This window comes from Paenibacillus thermotolerans (genome assembly GCF_028745515.1).
Taxonomy (GTDB): domain Bacteria; phylum Bacillota; class Bacilli; order Paenibacillales; family YIM-B00363; genus Paenibacillus_AE; species Paenibacillus_AE thermotolerans.
In genome coordinates, this window is record NZ_JAQZSG010000024.1 from 22,282 (window position 1) to 40,535 (window position 18,254).

Annotated in this window: 21 protein-coding genes; 20 read left to right on the forward strand and 1 reads right to left on the reverse strand. The window is 48.3% G+C overall.

Annotation, left to right across the window (positions count from 1 at the left end; translation table 11 throughout):
* The 4 genes from PT964_RS18240 to PT964_RS18255 all read left to right on the forward strand — a co-directional run bounded on the left by PT964_RS18240 (window position 1) and on the right by PT964_RS18255 (window position 5,101).
* The gene (locus PT964_RS18240; RefSeq protein WP_274364799.1) at window positions 1–1,527 is read left to right on the forward strand and encodes a spore germination protein; all 1,527 of its coding nucleotides are present in this window, start codon (window positions 1–3) and stop codon (window positions 1,525–1,527) included.
* Complete coding sequence (locus PT964_RS18245) at window positions 1,524–2,669, forward strand: Ger(x)C family spore germination protein (protein WP_274364800.1); 1,146 nt, start codon at window positions 1,524–1,526, stop codon at window positions 2,667–2,669. Before PT964_RS18240 ends, PT964_RS18245 begins: the two co-directional genes overlap by 4 nt.
* Window positions 2,670–2,861: 192 nt before the next feature.
* Window positions 2,862–4,418: a helicase C-terminal domain-containing protein gene (locus PT964_RS18250; protein ID WP_274364801.1), complete on the forward strand. Its 1,557-nt coding sequence runs from the start codon at window positions 2,862–2,864 to the stop codon at window positions 4,416–4,418.
* Between the two features lie 404 nt (window positions 4,419–4,822).
* A complete protein-coding gene (locus tag PT964_RS18255) occupies window positions 4,823–5,101 on the forward strand; it encodes a hypothetical protein (protein WP_274364802.1) in 279 nt (92 codons plus the stop codon).
* 134 nt (window positions 5,102–5,235) lie between these two features.
* Here PT964_RS18255 and PT964_RS18260 read toward each other — a convergent pair whose 3' ends face one another.
* Window positions 5,236–5,475: a helix-turn-helix domain-containing protein gene (locus tag PT964_RS18260; protein WP_274364803.1), complete on the reverse strand. Its 240-nt coding sequence runs from the start codon at window positions 5,473–5,475 to the stop codon at window positions 5,236–5,238.
* 374 nt (window positions 5,476–5,849) lie between these two features.
* Here PT964_RS18260 and PT964_RS18265 point away from each other — a divergent pair, with 374 nt between their 5' ends.
* The 16 genes from PT964_RS18265 (at window position 5,850) to PT964_RS18340 (ending at window position 18,229) form a co-directional block, all read left to right on the forward strand.
* Window positions 5,850–6,209, forward strand: a complete 360-nt coding sequence (locus PT964_RS18265) for a response regulator (protein ID WP_274364804.1) — start codon at window positions 5,850–5,852, stop codon at window positions 6,207–6,209.
* Window positions 6,210–6,238: 29 nt separating this feature from the next.
* Window positions 6,239–8,098, forward strand: a complete 1,860-nt coding sequence (locus PT964_RS18270; RefSeq protein WP_274364805.1) for a DUF342 domain-containing protein — start codon at window positions 6,239–6,241, stop codon at window positions 8,096–8,098.
* 8 nt (window positions 8,099–8,106) lie between these two features.
* Window positions 8,107–9,114, forward strand: a complete 1,008-nt coding sequence (locus PT964_RS18275) for an HD-GYP domain-containing protein (protein ID WP_274364806.1) — start codon at window positions 8,107–8,109, stop codon at window positions 9,112–9,114.
* Between the two features lie 250 nt (window positions 9,115–9,364).
* Window positions 9,365–9,649: a hypothetical protein gene (locus PT964_RS18280; protein ID WP_274364807.1), complete on the forward strand. Its 285-nt coding sequence runs from the start codon at window positions 9,365–9,367 to the stop codon at window positions 9,647–9,649.
* Between the two features lie 49 nt (window positions 9,650–9,698).
* Window positions 9,699–10,481: a DUF3991 domain-containing protein gene (locus PT964_RS18285; protein ID WP_274364808.1), complete on the forward strand. Its 783-nt coding sequence runs from the start codon at window positions 9,699–9,701 to the stop codon at window positions 10,479–10,481.
* A gap of 171 nt (window positions 10,482–10,652) precedes the next feature.
* On the forward strand, window positions 10,653–10,943 hold the full coding sequence (locus tag PT964_RS18290; protein WP_274364809.1) for a type II toxin-antitoxin system Phd/YefM family antitoxin: 291 nt from the start codon (window positions 10,653–10,655) through the stop codon (window positions 10,941–10,943).
* Complete coding sequence (locus tag PT964_RS18295) at window positions 10,921–11,238, forward strand: type II toxin-antitoxin system RelE/ParE family toxin (RefSeq protein WP_274364810.1); 318 nt, start codon at window positions 10,921–10,923, stop codon at window positions 11,236–11,238. The genes PT964_RS18290 and PT964_RS18295 overlap by 23 nt, the downstream gene beginning before the upstream one ends.
* Before the next feature lie 279 nt (window positions 11,239–11,517).
* The gene (locus PT964_RS18300; RefSeq protein ID WP_041052549.1) at window positions 11,518–11,877 is read left to right on the forward strand and encodes a plasmid mobilization protein; all 360 of its coding nucleotides are present in this window, start codon (window positions 11,518–11,520) and stop codon (window positions 11,875–11,877) included.
* Between the two features lie 14 nt (window positions 11,878–11,891).
* Window positions 11,892–13,316: a relaxase/mobilization nuclease domain-containing protein gene (locus tag PT964_RS18305; RefSeq protein WP_041052548.1), complete on the forward strand. Its 1,425-nt coding sequence runs from the start codon at window positions 11,892–11,894 to the stop codon at window positions 13,314–13,316.
* Window positions 13,225–14,121, forward strand: a complete 897-nt coding sequence (locus PT964_RS18310; RefSeq protein ID WP_274364811.1) for a PcfB family protein — start codon at window positions 13,225–13,227, stop codon at window positions 14,119–14,121. Before PT964_RS18305 ends, PT964_RS18310 begins: the two co-directional genes overlap by 92 nt.
* Window positions 14,118–14,891, forward strand: coding sequence for a hypothetical protein (locus tag PT964_RS18315; protein ID WP_274364812.1), 774 nt, complete (start codon window positions 14,118–14,120; stop codon window positions 14,889–14,891). The genes PT964_RS18310 and PT964_RS18315 overlap by 4 nt, the downstream gene beginning before the upstream one ends.
* On the forward strand, window positions 14,888–15,022 hold the full coding sequence (locus tag PT964_RS18320) for a hypothetical protein (protein WP_274364813.1): 135 nt from the start codon (window positions 14,888–14,890) through the stop codon (window positions 15,020–15,022). Before PT964_RS18315 ends, PT964_RS18320 begins: the two co-directional genes overlap by 4 nt.
* A gap of 47 nt (window positions 15,023–15,069) precedes the next feature.
* Window positions 15,070–15,261 (forward strand): hypothetical protein, encoded by a 192-nt coding sequence (locus PT964_RS18325; protein ID WP_041052546.1) that lies wholly within the window; start codon window positions 15,070–15,072, stop codon window positions 15,259–15,261.
* A 100-nt stretch (window positions 15,262–15,361) separates the two neighbouring features.
* Window positions 15,362–17,017, forward strand: coding sequence for a VirD4-like conjugal transfer protein, CD1115 family (locus tag PT964_RS18330; protein ID WP_274364814.1), 1,656 nt, complete (start codon window positions 15,362–15,364; stop codon window positions 17,015–17,017).
* The gene (locus PT964_RS18335) at window positions 17,014–17,322 is read left to right on the forward strand and encodes a glutamyl-tRNA amidotransferase (RefSeq protein WP_425571507.1); all 309 of its coding nucleotides are present in this window, start codon (window positions 17,014–17,016) and stop codon (window positions 17,320–17,322) included. Before PT964_RS18330 ends, PT964_RS18335 begins: the two co-directional genes overlap by 4 nt.
* 67 nt (window positions 17,323–17,389) lie before the next feature.
* Complete coding sequence (locus PT964_RS18340; RefSeq protein ID WP_274364815.1) at window positions 17,390–18,229, forward strand: VirB6/TrbL-like conjugal transfer protein, CD1112 family; 840 nt, start codon at window positions 17,390–17,392, stop codon at window positions 18,227–18,229.
* Window positions 18,230–18,254 lie beyond the last annotated feature (25 nt).

An 18,254-nucleotide genomic window follows, 5' to 3' on the forward strand; every position in this document is an offset into this window, starting at 1 on the left:
ATGATAAAACTTTTCAGCAAAAAAGGTGCAGTTGTTGCTTCGTTCTCGCCGCAAAAAAGAGCATCGGTTACACAACCGCTTCATGAACAAGCTCTTCTTCAAGAGTTCCAGATGTGCCGTGATGTCAAGCACCATGCTTACAAATTAAAAGCAGGGGACGAAAAGTCGAGGATCGTTTTACTGTTTTGCGATGGGTTATGCGACAGTCAGCAACTCATTCAGGATGTAGCGCTTCCTCACTTGACCCGTTTTTATGAAAATTACGGCTTTCAGAAGAACGAGGAAGTACTTGAGTCATGTCAATTACAACTTGAACATATTTCCAACCATGAATGGGAGCAGAAATCCGAAACGGACATTTTTGAGGGGAAACTGCTTTTGTATATTCCGGCACTGACTTCATTGTTTTCACTCGACATATCGAAAAAACCGGCTCGTCAGCCCGAAGAATCCAATATTGAAAATTCAATCCGCGGGCCCAAAGACGGTTTTGTCGAAGAACTTGGAGTCAATGTTGCGTTAATTCGGAAACGAATCAAGTCAACAAGCATGGTTTACGAAACGAAAATCTTAGGTGCCCGGACGAAAACAATCGTTGCGATTTTGTATATGCAAGACATCGTTGATCCCCAAATTGTCAGTGATATCAAGACGAGATTGGATGGTCTTCAAATTGACGGAGCATTCAGCGCCACTCAGCTAGAAGAATTAATGGAACCTACCAAAGCTTTGTTTCCTTTAATGGGATACACAGGAAGGCCGGATTTTGTCGTCAACTGTATGTTGAATGGACGTGTGGCGCTGATTGTGGATGGCACTCCGGCTGCTTTGATCGCTCCGGCCAATTTATTTCTGCTCCTGAAAACACCCGAGGATATTCACTTTACGGCGTTGTCTGCTACGTTTGGGCAATCGCTTCGTCTGCTGGGCTTGTCCGTTTCACTCATGCTGCCCGGTTTCTGGGTTGCCATACTTGCATTTCATCAAGATCAACTGCCGTATTACCTTCTTGCCACACTCGGCATTAACCGATTAGGTATACCTCTTGGCGTGGCAGGGGAAATGTTGCTCGCGCTCATCTTTTTGGAAATATTGCGGGAAGCCGGCGTTCGGTTGCCTTCTGCGGTAGGTTCTACGGTTACGGTAGTAGGAGGACTTATTCTGGGGGATGCGGCCATCCGCGCAGGCTTTTTGTCCCCCGGCATTGTTGTTCTGGGAGCCATTACGCAAGTATTCGGTTCGACTTTGTCCAGCCAGTCGCTGGCCGGAACCATCAGTATATTGCGTTTCTTCATATTCGCCTTGTCTGCCATCCTTGGGATTTATGGTTTTTTGCTAGCTTTGTTTATCGTGACCACTCATTTGGCCTCATTACGTTCATGCGGATTGCCTTACCTGGCTCCGCTTTCGCCTCCCTATAAAGATTTCGCCAATGCTTTGTTCCGATTGCCTTGGAAATGGCGGAAGACACGGCCTGACATGTTAAATACTCAAGATCCAACACGCCAAGGGGAGGGACAGCAATGAACGTATACAAATGTACTGTTCTCCTTTTACTTCCCTTCATTCTCACCGGATGTTGGAGCAAGTATGAATTGCAAAACATGAACTATGCGACTGCCGTCGGAGTAGACTATGCGGATGGTCAATACACCATTTATGCCCAACTGCTTGATTTCTCGACAGTAGCAAAATTGGAAGGACAACAGAAGGCAGAACAGCCTCCGGTCTGGGTCGGTATTGGAAAAGGTATCTCTTTTACAGAAGCAGCAAATGACCTCTACAGCACATCGCAACAGAGGTTAAACTGGGGACAGATTTCTGCAATCCTATTCAGCGAAAGGTTATTGAAGGAACGAAAAGTCGGCGATGTGTTGGAATTGATTAATCGATATCGCGAGATCAGGTACTTGGCCTGGGTGTTCAGCACGCGAGACCCTCTCGATGAGATTTTAATGGCGACACCCTTTTACAGATTGTCTCCAAAGGCTTCGATTCTCCATAACCCCGAGCAGAATTATCGGCAGCGTTCGATCCTCGCTCCGATCCGCTTGCAAAAGTTTGTAATGGATTCAAACGAAAAGGAGAAGACAAGCTACATCCCAGAGTTATCTATTCGAAAGGGCCAATGGAAGGAAAATCAAAAACCGCACGAGCTGCTTAGATATTCTGGCATACAGATATGTGACAAAGGCAGCTATTACGCACGCATGAGCCTCGAAGAAATAAAAGGATTGCCGTGGCTGAATAAACACACAATCCGACTGCCCGTTGATTTGCTTTCCGAAAACAAGCTTCTTGCGGTTCTCGTCGCAGAGAAACCCGAATATGACGTCATGCCAAGCGTTAAATACGACAAGGCGTATTTCGATATATCCATCAAGGTGAAGGCCGGAGTGAATGAGATACATGCTGACGTTACAGAACAAGTACTCAAGCGAATGGCTCAAGAAGAAATTGAGCGTCAAATTAGGCAAACCTTTCAAGCTTCGTATGAGGAGAACATCGATATCTACAATCTAGGCGAGTCACTATATCGCAAAAATCCGCATGCGTGGAAACGAATTGCATCTGGAAAACAGCATATCGTGCTGAACAAAGACTCGTTACAAAATATCAAAGTTACCGTACAAATAGTGTACCCTGGCAGGTATAAATTATCATCCTAATATTTGGTTGTGATTTACTTTGCGGGTGGTGTCAGCTACTCTGGTACCGCCCCTTTATGGGACAGTGGATTTGAGCGACCCATGCCCATTTCATATGAGTAATAACCTCCTTGACAAACTGCACCGGAAGGAACGGGCTATCGGGCGAAAACCCGGTTTGCCCGTTTTTACAATTTGCCGGAACTGATGAATATGTTCAAGGAAGTGGCGGACATCCAGACGGCGGACATGCTCCAGCTTCCGGTTCCGAAAGCCCATTTCCACAACGTCGCGGTGCCGCCGAGCGACTTTCAGCGGGAAATGGTCGCGGATCTCGCCCGCCGCGCCGAACGGGTGCGGGCGAAAGAAGTGGAGCCGCACGAGGACAATATGCTGACGATCACCAACGACGGACGCAAACTCGCGCTCGATCAAAGGCTGGCGAATCAGATGCTTCCCGACGACGAAGGCAGCAAAGTGAGCGTTTGTGCGGACAACGTTTACCGGTATTGGGCGGAACATCAGGAGCAGCGTTTGACCCAGTTGGTGTTCTGCGATCTATCCATCCCCAAACAGGATGGCTCCTTCAACGTCTACGACGAGCTGCGGCGCAAGCTGATGGAAAAAGGTGTTCCTGCTGACGAAATCGCCTATATTCACGATGCCAATACCGAGGTCAAGAAAAAGGAACTGTTCGCCAAAGTACGCAGCGGACAGGTTCGGATACTGCTCGGATCGACGTTCAAGATGGGGGCGGGCACGAACGTGCAAACGAAGCTGATTGCCCTTCACGACCTTGACTGCCCTTGGCGTCCGCGCGACCTGGAGCAGCGCAGCGGGCGCATTATCCGGCAAGGCAACCAGAACAGCGAGGTGCATATTTTTCGCTATGTGACGGAGAACACGTTCGACGCGTACCTTTATCAGACATTGGAGAACAAGCAGCGCTTCATTTCGCAGATCATGACCAGCAAGTCTCCGGTTCGTTCCGCCGAGGATATCGACGAGACGGCGCTCTCCTATGCCGAGGTGAAGGCGCTGGCGACCGGCAACCCGTACATCAAGGAGAAAATGGACCTGGATATCCAGGTATCCAAACTCAAGCTGCTCAAAGCGAACCACTTGAGCCAACGTTATGCACTGGAAGATCGTCTGCTCAAGCTGCTGCCGCAACAGATCAAGTCCACCGAAGAACGAATTGCCGGCTATGAACAGGACGTTGCTTTGTATACACGTTCTCTGTCATCCGAGGCGGATGGGACAGAGAAATTTCCCGGCATGACGGTCAAGGATTTCACCTATACGGAGAGGGCGGCAGCGGGCGCGGCTTTGCTGGACGCTTGCAAAGGAATGAGATCGCCCGATCCGCAGGAATTCGGCAGCTACCGGGGATTTTCCTTGTGGCTGTCCTTTGACAGCTTCCATAAGGAGTATAAGGTCACGCTTCGCGGCGCGCTCGGTCATACAGTGACGCTCGGAGCGGATGCAGGCGGTAACATAAGCCGCATCAACAATGCCTTGTCCGACTTGCCTGCGAAGCTGGAGCATGCCCGCGAGCAGCTTGCCACTTTGCGTCTGCAAATGGAAACGGCGAAGGAACAAATCGCGACTCCATTTGAGAAGGAGCAGGAGCTGCAAACGAAAGCGGCGCGTCTTGCGGAACTGAATGCGCTGCTCAACATGGACAAACGGGAAAACGAAGCCGTGGACAGCGTGCCGGACGAAGAACCGGAAGCGCCGGAACGGCGGGTGGTGGGCCGTGAGCGATAACGGGTTGACACCATCGTTCCTCTTCTTGCTTCCTTTATAGTGGAAGCAGGAAGGGGACGTATTTGGAAACCGACGTATTTATCGCGAATGGAGGCCGTATTCGACCAGATTGAAAGCGCTAGCGAGGAGATATACGTACGATTGTTCCGGCAGTAAAATCGTCTCCGCAATATTCCGATAATGGCGAGTTGGGGGTTGCACCATCAACCGATGACATCAACATTACTACTCTGGAGCTCCATTGGTGAGGATGCTGGATGTAACTTGGTTCAAGGAACTGTTGGAGATGGAGAGTTAAGAATCTGGAAAGTAAAACTGTAAACATAGAAGAGTTCCAATAATTACTTGAGATACCCCTCCTGTCGCTGTAACATCGGTACATTCTGAATGAAAGGAGGGTAAATATGCATCATATAGGTCCAGAATGGTTAAGACCAGCTTTTGATCAACGCTTTATTGAAGTTGCTAAGGAAGCTGGAAGTCAAATGGAGGTTGAACAATTCCGATTTAGGCAGAACGAAATAGAAAAGTTGCTGAAGGATGAATTATCACAAGCCCATTTGGATCTTCTTCTCGAGTTGGAAGACATTCTTAACCATCGGTGTACACTTGAAAAAGAGTGGGTATATTTTGCTGGTCTAAAGGATGGAATGCAATTATTGCGGAGATTCAGTAACATCTAAGTCGATCTACCGGTATAAGTAAGAAAATCGCATTGTCGGGGTATCAATTCCCTACAATGCGATTTTTTTACTAAGGAACACAGGGGGCGGAGTTTCGATCTTCTTGTTGTACTCAAATGCGTTTTTTATTGCTGTTATGATTCATTCTTATTTTCGCATTCAAGCTCGACAAGTTGAATTATCACGGAAGCTTTAATGTTTAGAGCTTTTGACAAGGCAAATAAAGTGGAAATGGTCGGCTGATGAATACCTCTTTCCAACATTGAGATGTAAGTTCGATCAAGATTACTTCTAAAGGCAAGTTCCTCTTGGCTCAACTTATTATTAATCCTCAACGTTTTCAGAATTTTAGCAAACGATAGTTCAATTTTCATAGTTGCCCCCCTTTAAAGCTTTATCTTTAGTTAGTATGGGGGAGGATTACTACGGAGTATACTCTACAAAATGGGTTTATTTAGCTGAATATCTGTAGTAATATTGAACCATACAAATATTACGTCGATTCTTGTCGTTTTTATGTTAGGTGATGTTAAAACTATACTTAGATTTTGACAAATTTTTGATCTGTTTTCGTTTTGTAAATATAAAAGCTAACTTTAGAGTTCTCATAAACGAAACGGAAACCCTATTGAAAAGAAGGGGGTGAAATTTTGGGACTAGGGAAGACAATTCTACGGTAGCAAAGTTACCGAAGGTGAGTTGAGCCTCTAAAACATTACTTTCTTGATTTTCTATTGGAGGGATGCCTATGGCGAGAATTATGATCGCAGACGATAATCCTTCTGTTCGATTATTGATTTCAGCCCTAGTTACGGATGCAGGTCATGAAGTCGTTTTACAAGCGAAGAACGGTCAAGAGGCATTAAACGCTTATTTCAATGCAAAACCCGATTTGTTGATAGTCGATTATCAAATGCCAGTCATGGATGGCATTTCACTTATAGAAGAAATCACAAAAGTAGATCCTGAAGTCAAAGTCTTGCTGTGCACTGCTTCCACTGATGCGTTAGGAAATGATTCTAGATTGATTAAAGACATTGCAGTTATTTCAAAACCATTCGACATCAATAAATTTTTAGGATTAGTTACAGTTGCTCTAGAAAATTAGTTCTCACTGCTGTCGATGAGGTGATTCGTATGTCAGACTTTATCAGTGAGCAAGAAGTATTGAAGCTAATGAAGAAACTCGACCAAGATTCCCAAGAGTCGGAAAGTGAACGGATGGGGTCATCTTCAGTAACGGGGATTAACATAGATGGTCAAGTAGTGGATGGATATATCAGAGTTGAACACGGTAAAATCATCGTCGTAAATCCCTTAAATGGGGGTAAGATTCCGACTATCGAGGCCCATTCACCTGTGATCCTATTTGTTGATGGTCAAGAGATCCACAAAAGGATTAAAGTATCATCAGAAAGCGTCATTGAGTGGAAGATTGAAGAAAAGCCATTATTCGAGATTGAAGTTTCGGATGATAAGTTAACAGCGTATTTGATTGTTCATCGTCCACAGAGGTATGCGTGGGTGTTATCTGATAATACCTCAACTTTAGATTTGACCCTTACTGCCAAAGAAGATTCAGCGATTATTTTGGAAACACTAAACTTGCAGGATATTCTCGCGGTTGTTGAAAACATGAATATCAAAATGAATCTTGATGTTGCAGTTATTCAAACCGAGATTATTCAACCTACATATAGACCAGTGACCATCGCCAGAGGAAAAGCTCCGGTGCAGGGTCAAGATGCTTGTTTAGATATTTTCTTTTCGGAAAATATCGAGAACATATTTACAGAGGTAAGAGGTTTTGTGGATTTTAAGAATCATTTGAATATTCCTTCTGTCAAAAGCGGGGATGTAATAGCAAAGAAGACACCCCCCGTAGACGGTCAGGCGGGGTATGATGTCTTTGGAAATATATTACTTCCTGAACCGGTTCACGATATTCGCATTGCTGGGAAAGAAAGTGTTGAAATAACACCAGATGATATCGTGATTGCTCGGAAAGAAGGAAGACCGCGAATAACTGGTAACAAGATAAAGTATTTCGATATTAACACCGCCTTCATTGTACCAGGGAATGTTGATTTGCAAACAGGTAATATCGTTTTTGCTGGAGACGTTATTGTGTATGGCGATGTCATGGACAACATGATTATTGAGTCGCTTGGGAACATTTATATATCTGGCAGTGTCTTCAACTCAACCTTAACGGCCACAGGAAGTATTGCAGTGAAGGGTAATGTAATTAGAAGCAATCTTTATTCGGGGTATTTCGGCATGCTTTTCAACAGACTTTATAACGGTTCCAAACGGTTGTTGGATCTCCTCGAAAAAATGGCGGAAAGTGTAAAGCTGTTAATGAATGAAATTAGTAAAAAGAAACTACAAGTTAAGTATGGACAAGTATTATTGTTAGTAATTGAGAGCAAATATCAGCAGGTTTGGGAAGTTGTGAAGGAACTGCTTGGCGTTATTTCCGGCCTTCAGACTTATAATAAGGACGCTATGCAGCAATTGAAAGATTATTTGGAATTATTCTTGTTGCCGACTAAGATTGTTGAAGTGATGTCAGCTCCAAGAATGGAAGATTTCATTCGAGTATTGAAAGATGCGTACATGAGAGTTGCGTTAAGCCAAGAATCACAAGTTCAGATAAATATTAACCAAGCTCAAAACTCTACATTAAAGTCAAATGGGGATATTTTGATTCGAAGAGAAGGTGTTATTCAATGTGATCTATATTCCGCGGGCAATATCATCTTCTTCCTAGATAATTCAGTTTGCAGAGGCTCTAATCTTGAAGCTGGTGACACCATTTCTGCGATGTATGTAGGTGGAATCACTGGAGTTGGAACAATCTTAAAAGCAACAAAAAAGGTTATTGTAAAGAAAATGTTTGAAGGTAGAGTAACTGTTGATCGGTATAGTACAGATATCTTTGAGCCAGTAGAAGAAATGACTTTTGATCGTACTAGTATCATACGACTGGCTTAGAAAAGTGGGTGATTCCTATAGACAATACATCTTTTATTGGAAGAAAATTAAATACCAATATTTATTCTAGGCAAGGAAGCTTGCTTTTACCTAAGAACAGTGTATTAAGTTACCATAATCTTGACCTCTTGAATCAACATGGTATTAATTTGTTGGACGAGGACACCCAACTTGTTACCGAATTTATAATAGATGAAACAATCTCCGAGGTTCAATTTATATACGAAAAGATAAATCATAGCGCCGAGAAGCCTTCAAATCAAATGATTCGTCAAAAGGTAATGCCAAAGATCCAGGAATTGTGTTCCAATTATAATTTTTCAAATGTAATATTGGGTTTAAGAAAGAAAGATAATTATACGTATCGACATTGTATTGGCGTTTCGGTGCTATCCTATTTTATTGGAAAATGGTTAGGTCTGAAAGAGAAGGAGTTAAATGACCTTGCTGTTGCGGGATTGTTACATGATGTAGGTAAGACAAAAATATCTGACTCGATTTTACTAAAGGCAGGTAAATTAAGTTCGGATGAGTATGCTGAAATGCAGCTTCATACGGTGTACGGGTATGAGATGATTCTTAGACTCCCAGACATGACGGATCAACAAGCTCTGGTTGCCCTACAACATCATGAACGAGAAGATGGTAGCGGCTATCCTTATAGGAAGTCTAGTGAAGAAATAGAATATTTTAGTAAGATTGTGGCTGTTGCCGATGTGTTTCATACGATGGTTTCAGAGCGGGTATATAAGAAAGCAATCCCATTATTCCAAGTATTACAGGAGATTTATCAAAGAGCATTCGGATTGTTTAACCCTGTGATCGTACAATGCTTCATTACTAACTTGATGAACAGAATGATTGGAGATTCAGTTCTGTTGTCAGACGGTAAAGTGGCTCGAATTGTGATGCTCCATCCAGATGACCTGATCAATCCGTTGGTTGAATCGCAAGGGAAATATTATGATTTAAGGCTGTCTAAAAGTAAAATTATGGACTTTGCCAGTATCCAATAATAATACAGAAACTAGTTTATTTTGATAGGTTCATTTAGAGATGTATCTTTCGTGCTTTTCGACCTAAAACCGGATACATTTTTTTAGAAAGCTTGTTGCGCTTCATCGCGCGGCAGGTTTTTTTTGTAGTTTGGGGAATTATGACTTCGATGCGTAGCATTTACAGGTCGAATATAGGTCACTTGTTAAAATCATATGACGAAATGGACTCCGATTTTGGGGTCCTTTTCTCATTTCCGGAGGAATGAACATGTTGTATGCCATCCCAAGCGACGGATGCTTTTGTCCGATTCTACCGCCTTTTTGTTATGGAACCGGCTTGATCGAGGAGGGAGAAGCCGTGCCAACATTGGAGTTGATATCCAAAGAGAAGAACGGATTTGGCGACACGTATTATTACATCCGCGACTCAAACGGGGTGACCAGTCAAGTTTATGAAGGCGATTTAGACGCATTCATGAAAAAGAATGGCGTTACAAAGTTGAAGGAAGGCAGCGCTTATACGTACCCCAAAAAGCGGGGGAAGGCACGATGAACAATATACCCATCGGACGCTGCTTGGAGTTCCAAAAGGAGCTGCGGCAATGGGCTACGTAAACAAGGAACAGATCGAACGTGCAAAAAGATTGGATTTGCTCACGTATTTGCAAATGTGCGAGCCTGCGGAACTGGTACGTTGCTCCCGCAATGTCTATACCACCCGAACAAATGACAGCTTGAAAATTTCCAACGGCAAATGGTACTGGTGGTCAAGGGGAATCGGCGGGCGCTCGGCGCTGGATTACTTGATCAAAGTGCGCGGCATGTCTTTTCCCGATGCGGTGCTTCGGATTGAAGGCGTTCATCCCGGCAATATTCTTATGGTTTCGCAATCATGCCAACAACGCACATCTACGGCGCGGCTGGAGCTTCCAGAACCGTATGAAAACTCTCATCGCGTCATCGCTTATTTGAGTAAACGAGGCATCCACCGCTCGGTGATCGACTACTGTCTGGAATCGGGAAGGTTGTACGAAAGCCGCCGTTACCACAACGCGGTATTCGTCGGATTTGACCAGGAAGGGACGCCGCGCTATGCGGCGATACGCGGTACGACAAGCACCCGTTATATGGGGGAAGCCGCCGGCAGCGACAAGCGGTATTCGTTTTCCATTTCGGCCCCGAGAAACTGTACGGAACTGCATCTGTTTGAGAGCGCCATTGATCTTTTATCTTACTGTACGCTGGAACATCTCGCAGGCCGGGATTGGCGGCAGGCGCATAAGCTGTCGCTGGCCGGAATATACAGGCCCAAGACAAATGGGGAGGACTCTACTCCCCCGCCCTTCTCATATCCGATGAGCCGCCTAAGTTCGGAAAGGATGTAAACAACGATTTGATGGAATCCCGAAGAAGACGCGGAGAACCATCCCGATAGCGGTGACGCACTGCATGTGGATGAGATGTGAATAGATTGGGGATAAGCGCAGCCATATTGATTGTATAGCATGTAATAGGTATAATAAAATCAATATACAGCTATGCAAGGAGTGAGCAAGATGATCATCAAGCCTTCTGCCAGTATCCGGCAAAACTATAATGAAATCGCCGACCTATGCAAATCTTCCGGAGAACCGGTTTATCTGACCAAGAACGGTGAAGGGGATCTCGTCGTGATGGACATTGAGACATTCTCCCGTCGCGAGAGGATGTTAAAGCTGCGCGAAGAACTGCTCGCTGTGCAAGAGGATCGTTTGGCGGGCCGTGTTGGTGTGACGCCGGATGAACTGGACACTTACCTAGAGGGCATTATTGACGAGGTTCAGCATGGAAAAGATGTCCCGTTATAGGATCATCGTTTCCGATCGCGCCCGCCAAATGCTGGCGGCTCATGTGCGATTTCTTGCGGAGAAACATCCGGATGCGGCGCGGAAAACGAAAAACGAATTGCTGCATGCGATACGTTCCTTAGCGCGAATGCCGGAACGTTATCCTTTTCTGGAAGCGGAATTTATCCCGTCAAACAAGTATCACAAGATGTTCGTGGATAAGTGGTATCTGGTATTGTATCAGATTCAGGATGAAATCGTGTATGTCGATTTCATTGTAGACTGCCGCCAAGATTACAACTGGTTAGTGCGATAACAAAAAAGTTCTGAGGAAGACGCTGAGCGGATCGGCGTCTTTTTTGTGTTTTTGGGCTCCTCTCTTTTTCCCGGCAGGTGCTTTGAAGGCAACGCGAGATGCATGTCTCGTGTTGCAGCAAGCACTGAATTTGGATATCCAAATTCGATTGTTAGGGGCTTGCGCCCCTAAGACCCCTCATCGCGATGTTAACGATTCGATAAGCGGATGGTTTTCAGATCGCATGTTTATTGCGGCGTAAACTTCTTAGAATAGTTGATTTTGAAAGGGGGTTGTTCGTTGAGAAAACGTTCGATCTCATTTCTGCTTCGTTTAAGTGAAAGCGAACATGTTCGTCTAATGAATGAAGTGAAACAAACAGGTCTTTCTCGGGAAGCGTACATCCGGGCGCTCATCAATGGGTATATACCGAAGCCGCTGCCGCCGCCTGATTATTACGCGATGATGCGCGAGCTTCACGCCATTGGCAACAATCTCAACCAACTGGCGGCGAAGGCGCATGCGACAGGTTATCTGGATCGGGCTTCTTTTCAGCAGGAGGCAGATCAGTTGCGCCGCGCCGTCCAACAGATTCAACAGGCCGTGACTGCCCCGGAAAGAAGAACAGAGCAAGCGATTCCACGTGCGCATCCGATGTAAAGGGGGCGTCACATATGGCGACGACGGCGATATGGGATGTCACCGACCGCTTGAAGCGCGTGATTGATTACGCCGCCAATCCTGACAAAACAGCGCAAGATCGCGACGAGAAAAATGAAGGTTTGCAACAGGCGATCGATTATGCAGTATCGGATCTCAAGACGGAGAGGCAGCTTTATGTGAGCGGAATCAATTGCGATCCGCTCACCGCTTACGAGCAAATGCAGCGCACCAAGCGTCAATTTCAAAAGATGGATGGCATCGTCGCGTTTCATGGCTACCAAGCGTTTGCACCAGGTGAAACGACGCCGGAAACGGCGCACGCCATTGGCGTCAAGTTGGCGCAGGAGCTATGGGGCGATCGATTTGAAGTCGTCGTATCGACCCATCTGGACAAGGAACATTTGCACAATCACTTTGTGCTAAACTCCGTCTCCTTTATGGACGGCAAACGGTATTACGACAACAAAGCCTCCTACGCCCTCCTAAGGAGAACATCCGACCGGTTATGCCGTGAACATGCATTGTCAGTGATCGAGCAACCCGAGCCGGGCAAGGCCAAGCACTACGGAGAATGGAAAGCAGATCGGGAAGGCAAGCCGACTTGGAGGGGGACGATTCGGAGCGATGTGGATCAGGCGATTGCGGCATCCATGACGTGGACCCAGTTTATCGCCTCTTTGCAAAAGCAGGGCTATGACGTGAAAACGACCGTGAAGCATATGGCGGTTCGTCCACCGGGTAAGGAACGTTTCGTTCGTTTGCGCAGCTTGGGAGACGACTATACGGAAGAGGCTCTGAAACAGCGGATTTTACGAAATCGCATTCCCCGTAAAACACAGCCTCTGCCAATGCCGCAACGCAGGCGCGCCGTTTGCAAAGGAACGCTTCGATCCGGCAGGAAGTTCAGCGGCTTACAAGCATTGTACCTGCGCTATTTATATGAGATGGGCATATGGCCCCGTTTTCGCGCGTCCGTGAGAAGGACGCCTTTTTTATTACGGGAAGACTTGCGACACTTGGCGGTTATTACCGCTCAGACCAAACTACTCTGCCAGCGCCGTATCTCCAGCAAAGAGCAGCTTTTGGACTATGTATCCATTGCCCAACAGGAGATGCGCCTGCTTTCCAGCGAGCGCAAAGCGCTGTACAACCGTCTTCGCCGCTGCAAGGAGGAAGGCCGGATCGACGCTTGCAAAGAGCAGATAGCCGTATTATCCAAGCGGCTTGCCGCGCTTCGAAAGGAGGTGAAGCTGTGTGCGGGCATCCTGGCCCGATCCGGGGAAATGATGACTAAACTACATGGTGACAGGAAAAATCAACCATTACGAAGGGAGGATTCCATCCATGAGCAGTGGAGCCGAGGCGGCCGATCAGGTCGTCAACATGAGTCTGAGGGGCATCGAGGTTATGGCCAAGATTTCCGGCGAAGGCGCTAAGCATCTGGCCGTCTATTTGTTTGCCGCCCTGCAGGGGCAGAAACGGACAAAGGGCAGCATTCGTCTGGAAAGCTTGCTCCGCAGCGGCAAGGAATTGAAAGTATTTGCCGTCAAAAACGAAGACTTGCCTACCTTCTGCAAGGAGGCCAAACGATACGGCGTTTTGTACTGTGCCCTGCGGGACAAAAAGAATGTCGATGGCTTGTGCGATGTGATGGTGCGTGCCGAGGACGCTTCCAAAATCAACCGCATCGTCGAGCGGTTCAAGCTGGCGACCGTGGATACGGCCAGCATCAAGAGTGAAATTGAGAAATCCCGCGCCGGGAAACAGCAGGACCATCCAGCGTCCGGGGAGCGTCAACAACAAGCATCGAACCAAACCCGGCAGAAGAAGGAGGTACAAGGAGCGGAAGTCAAGGGAACGCCAGGAGCGAAGAGCACCGACGATTTTTTGGCCGAACTGATGCAGAGGCCCGAATCGACGCAGCCAACTTCCCCGGCGAACGGCAACCCAAACCCCACGATGGCGACGACGGAGCCGCCCCATCCGTCCGAGCCTACCTTCGGGCGCAGCGAAGCATCCGCAAGGGGTATGATTGAACTGAAAGCCGATAAAGTGCAGCGGCGGCCATCGATCCGCGAACTGTTGCGCGAGATCCGGGAAGAAAATCGGAAGGCGGAGAAAGAACGGCGTCAGATGGTCAAGAAATCGTCGCTGCCCAAGCGAAGCGAGCCACATAATGGAAAAGCGAAGACGGGCAAAACCAAATCCAACGGAACCCGAAAGCGAGGGAAAGCCAAATGAACAATCTGGACGATTTATTCCGGCAGGAAGCAACGGGCCATTCTTCCACGAATTCGTCCGAGCAACCTTTTGACAAGGAAGCGTGGGTACAGAAAAAGCAGGAACTCAGGCAATGGGCCTATGAGACGATTGATGCAGCCACGATTTCCATCTCGCGCAGCGGCGATGAATTTCAGCGGTATCTGGATGTGCAAAGCCGTTTCGACCGCTACAGCGTATCCAATGCGCTTCTGATTCTCACGCAGCGGCCGGAGGCGACCCGCATCGCCGATTTCGATTCGTGGAAGGAACAAGGCGTCTTTATTCGCCGCAAGGAAACCGGCTTTTATATTTTGGAGCCGGGCGAGGAGTACCGGAGGGAAGACGGCAGCACCGGCATCAGCTATAACCTCAAAAAGATGTTCGACATCGCACAAACGACGGCCAATCCAAAACGGGAGCAACCGACCTATCCGGACGACCGAGTGCGCATCAAAGCGCTGATGGATCGCGCTCCTGTTCCGATCGTTATTGGCGATGCGATGCCGCCGGAAACGCATGCGTTCTATCAGCCGGACATGCGCAATATTGTCATCCGCCGCGGCTTGGATGCCGGGGACATTTTCCGGTCGCTCGCGCAGGAGCTGGCGCATGCGGATCTGGATCGCGGCGATGGCCGTTACAGCCGTTCCTATTTTACGTTCCATGCATATTGCGCCTCTTACATGCTGTGCAAACAGTTCGGCGTGGACACGTCTTCCTTTCGTTTCCATCGTGTGCAGGAGAAGTGAAGGACATCGAGCCGCAGCAAATTCGCGCCGAACTGGCGGTGATGAAGGATACCGCACATGACATGGCCCGCAGGATGAACCGGATGCTGGCGCAGCAGCGGCAGCATCATCGGACAGAACCAGCAAGATAGGAGCGCTGCGCGGGACATGCTCAATTTTTGTTCAGGAGGGAGCGCCTGTGAAGGAAGAAGAACGGATTCTCTGTTTGGATCATTACGAGCATGGCATCGTGGTGCATGCACTGAATGCGCTGCGAAACGATTTGATCGGCGAGAAGCGCCCCACCGACGCCGTCGATGAACTGTTGCTCAAAACGATTGATGCCCCTTATCAAAAACATAAGCGACGGAGCCATCATGAGGCGCGTTGAAACCGCAAGGAGTCATTTGATACTCTTTGCGGTTTTTTTTATTCCCGTCGTTTGGGCGGCATTGCTCACCGCCCCTGCACTTTCCGGGGGGCTGCCAGCGATGGTGGAGCATCTCAGCGCGGCGATCAACCACCCGTTCGACATTCAGTGGGTGGAAGATACGCCCCGCTGTCTGCTCTCTTTTACGCTGGCCTATGGACTCGGTGTCGGCGTTTATCTGGCCTCCCCGCGAAACTACCGGCGCAGGGAGGAACACGGCAGCGCCCGTTGGGGCCGGGCGAAAAGCATATGCGCCAAATATCGAAGCAAGCAGCTGGAGCAAAACAAAATTTTAACCAAGCAGGTTTGCATCGGACTCGACGGCCGCAAGCATCGCCGGAATGTGAATGTGCTTGTCGTAGGCGGTTCCGGCTCCGGGAAAACGCGGTTTTACGCCAAACCGAACGTCATGCAAGCGAACACGTCGTTCGTCGTTCTCGACCCGAAAGGCGAAATCTTGCGCGATACCGGCCATCTGCTCAAAGCCAAAGGGTATGACATCAAGGTGCTCGACCTGATCAATCCGCATCGTTCCCATGGCTACAACCCTTTCGCCTATTTGCACGACGACAAGGACGTGCTGAAACTGGTCACCAACCTGATTCGCAATACGACGCCGAAGGGCAGCAACACGAACGACCCGTTCTGGGAACGATCCGAAACGGCGCTATTGGAGGCGCTCGTTTTGTATTTGCTCTATGAAGCGCCGCCGGAGGAACAGAATTTCCCGATGGTGATGGAAATGATCGCCGCCGCCGAAGTGCGGGAAGAAGACGAAACCTACCAGAGTCCGCTGGACGAGTTGTTTGAACGGCTGGCGATGCGCGACCCGGAGCATTTAGCGGTCAAACAGTACAACATCTTCAAACTGGCGGCGGGGAAAACAGCCAAATCGATATTGATCGGCCTAGGCGTTCGGCTGGAGAAGTTCAACTTGCATTCAATCGCCGGAATGAGCTTGGTCGATGAAATGGAATTGGCTGTCATGGGAGAAAAGAAAGCGGCCCTGTTTGCCGTCATTCCCGACAACGAAAGCAGTTTCAACTTCATCGTCGGGATGCTTTACACCCAGCTTTTCCAATGCCTGATGTACGAGGCCGACTATCGGCACGGCGGACGCTTGCCGGTGCACGTGCATTTCGTGATGGACGAATTTGCCAACGTCGCCTTGCCCGATGAATTCGACAAGCTGCTCTCCACCATACGCAGCCGCGAGATTTCGGTTTCCATCATCCTGCAAAATTTGGCGCAGCTCAAAGCGCTGTATAAGGAGACGTGGGAATCAATCGTGGGGAACTGCGACGTGTTTTTGTACCTGGGCGGAAATGAACAATCCACTCACAAATACGTCTCGGAACTGCTGGGCAAGGAAACGATCGACACGAACACATACGGTCAAAGCAAGGGCCGCAGCGGCAGTTATTCGATCAACTATCAGTTGTCCGGCCGCGACTTGCTGACGCCCGATGAGGTGCGGCTTGTCGATAACCGTCATGCCTTGCTCTTTATTCGCGGCGAGCGTCCTGTTCAGGACGACAAGTACGATTTGCTCAGGCATCCCCATGTCGAGCTCACGACGGATGGCAGCGGTCTCCCCTACCAGCATGGCGGCACGGAACACGCTTTGGATTGGCGAAAGGTGTTGCTTCATGAAAACGGAGAGTACGAGCTTCTGTCAGAAGAAGACATGGAGTCGCTATTTTTACGAAGGGAATGATGAAGTTGAAAATCAAAGGGAAACGGCTGCTGGCGCTTTACATCATGCTTGTCTTAACGGGAACCGTATTCGTCTCTACCGCTTATGCCGAGGGCGATCCGATGACGACCGTCAATAACTTGTCCACCTTCATATTCGGATTAATACGGGCCATCGGTATGATCATACTCGGCTTCGGCATTGTGCAGATCGGATTGTCGCTCAAGTCTCACGACCCTTCCCAGCGAGCGAACGGGTTCCTGACGCTTGCCGGCGGGATTATCATTACCTTTACGAAGGAAATTCTTACCCTGATTGCCGGTTAAACGGGAGTCGCAAATGAGGGGAACGGGCGATTTGTCCGTTCCCCGTCTACAGAAAAGGGGTGAGAATATGGCCAAAAACAGTTGGATTATTGACAACCTCGAACATGCGCTCGATACATGGAACGAGAAAATGAATGAAATCTGGCAGCTTGTTACCGAGTCGCCGGCCGACTTCAAGGGTGGCGGCGTGTGGCGCGTCATTACCGACATTCACGGCGCGTTGCAGGCGACGGGACTGGCGCTTCTAGTCTTGTTTTTTATGATCGGCGTGGTGAAGACGACCGGCAGTTTTGCCGAAGTGAAAAAGCCGGAGATGGCCGTCAAGCTGTTTATCCGCTTTGTCCTGGCCAAAGCAGTCGTTACCTACGGACTGGAGCTCATGATGGCGCTGTTTACCATTGTTCAGGGAATCATTTCCACGATGATGGGACGTTCCGGGTTCGGAAGGACGGAGGCTATGACTTTGCCGAACACCATTGCAAAAGCGATTGAAGACGTCGGTTTTTGGCAAAGCATTCCGCTGTGGGTCGTCACCCTTCTGGGCAGTCTGTTCATCACGGTGCTGTCTTTTGTGATGATCCTCTCGGTGTACGGACGTTTTTTTCGTATCTACTTATATACGGCCATCGCTCCCGTTCCGTTGTCCGCCATTGCCGGGGAACCGAGCCAAAATATCGGCAAATCGTTTCTCAAAGGGTATGCGGCCGCTTGTCTGGAGGGCGCGATAATCGTACTCGCCTGCATTATCTACTCCGCCTTTGCCTCCGCTCCCCCGGCGGTTGATGAAGGCGCTGGCGCGGTTACGATGGTGTGGACGTACATTGGCGAGTTGATTTTCAACATGCTGGTGCTTGTGGGAACGGTCAAAATGGCGGACCGGGTGGTGAGGGAGATGATGGGGCTGTGAAACGCGCTTCCGTTGCTGAGATTGA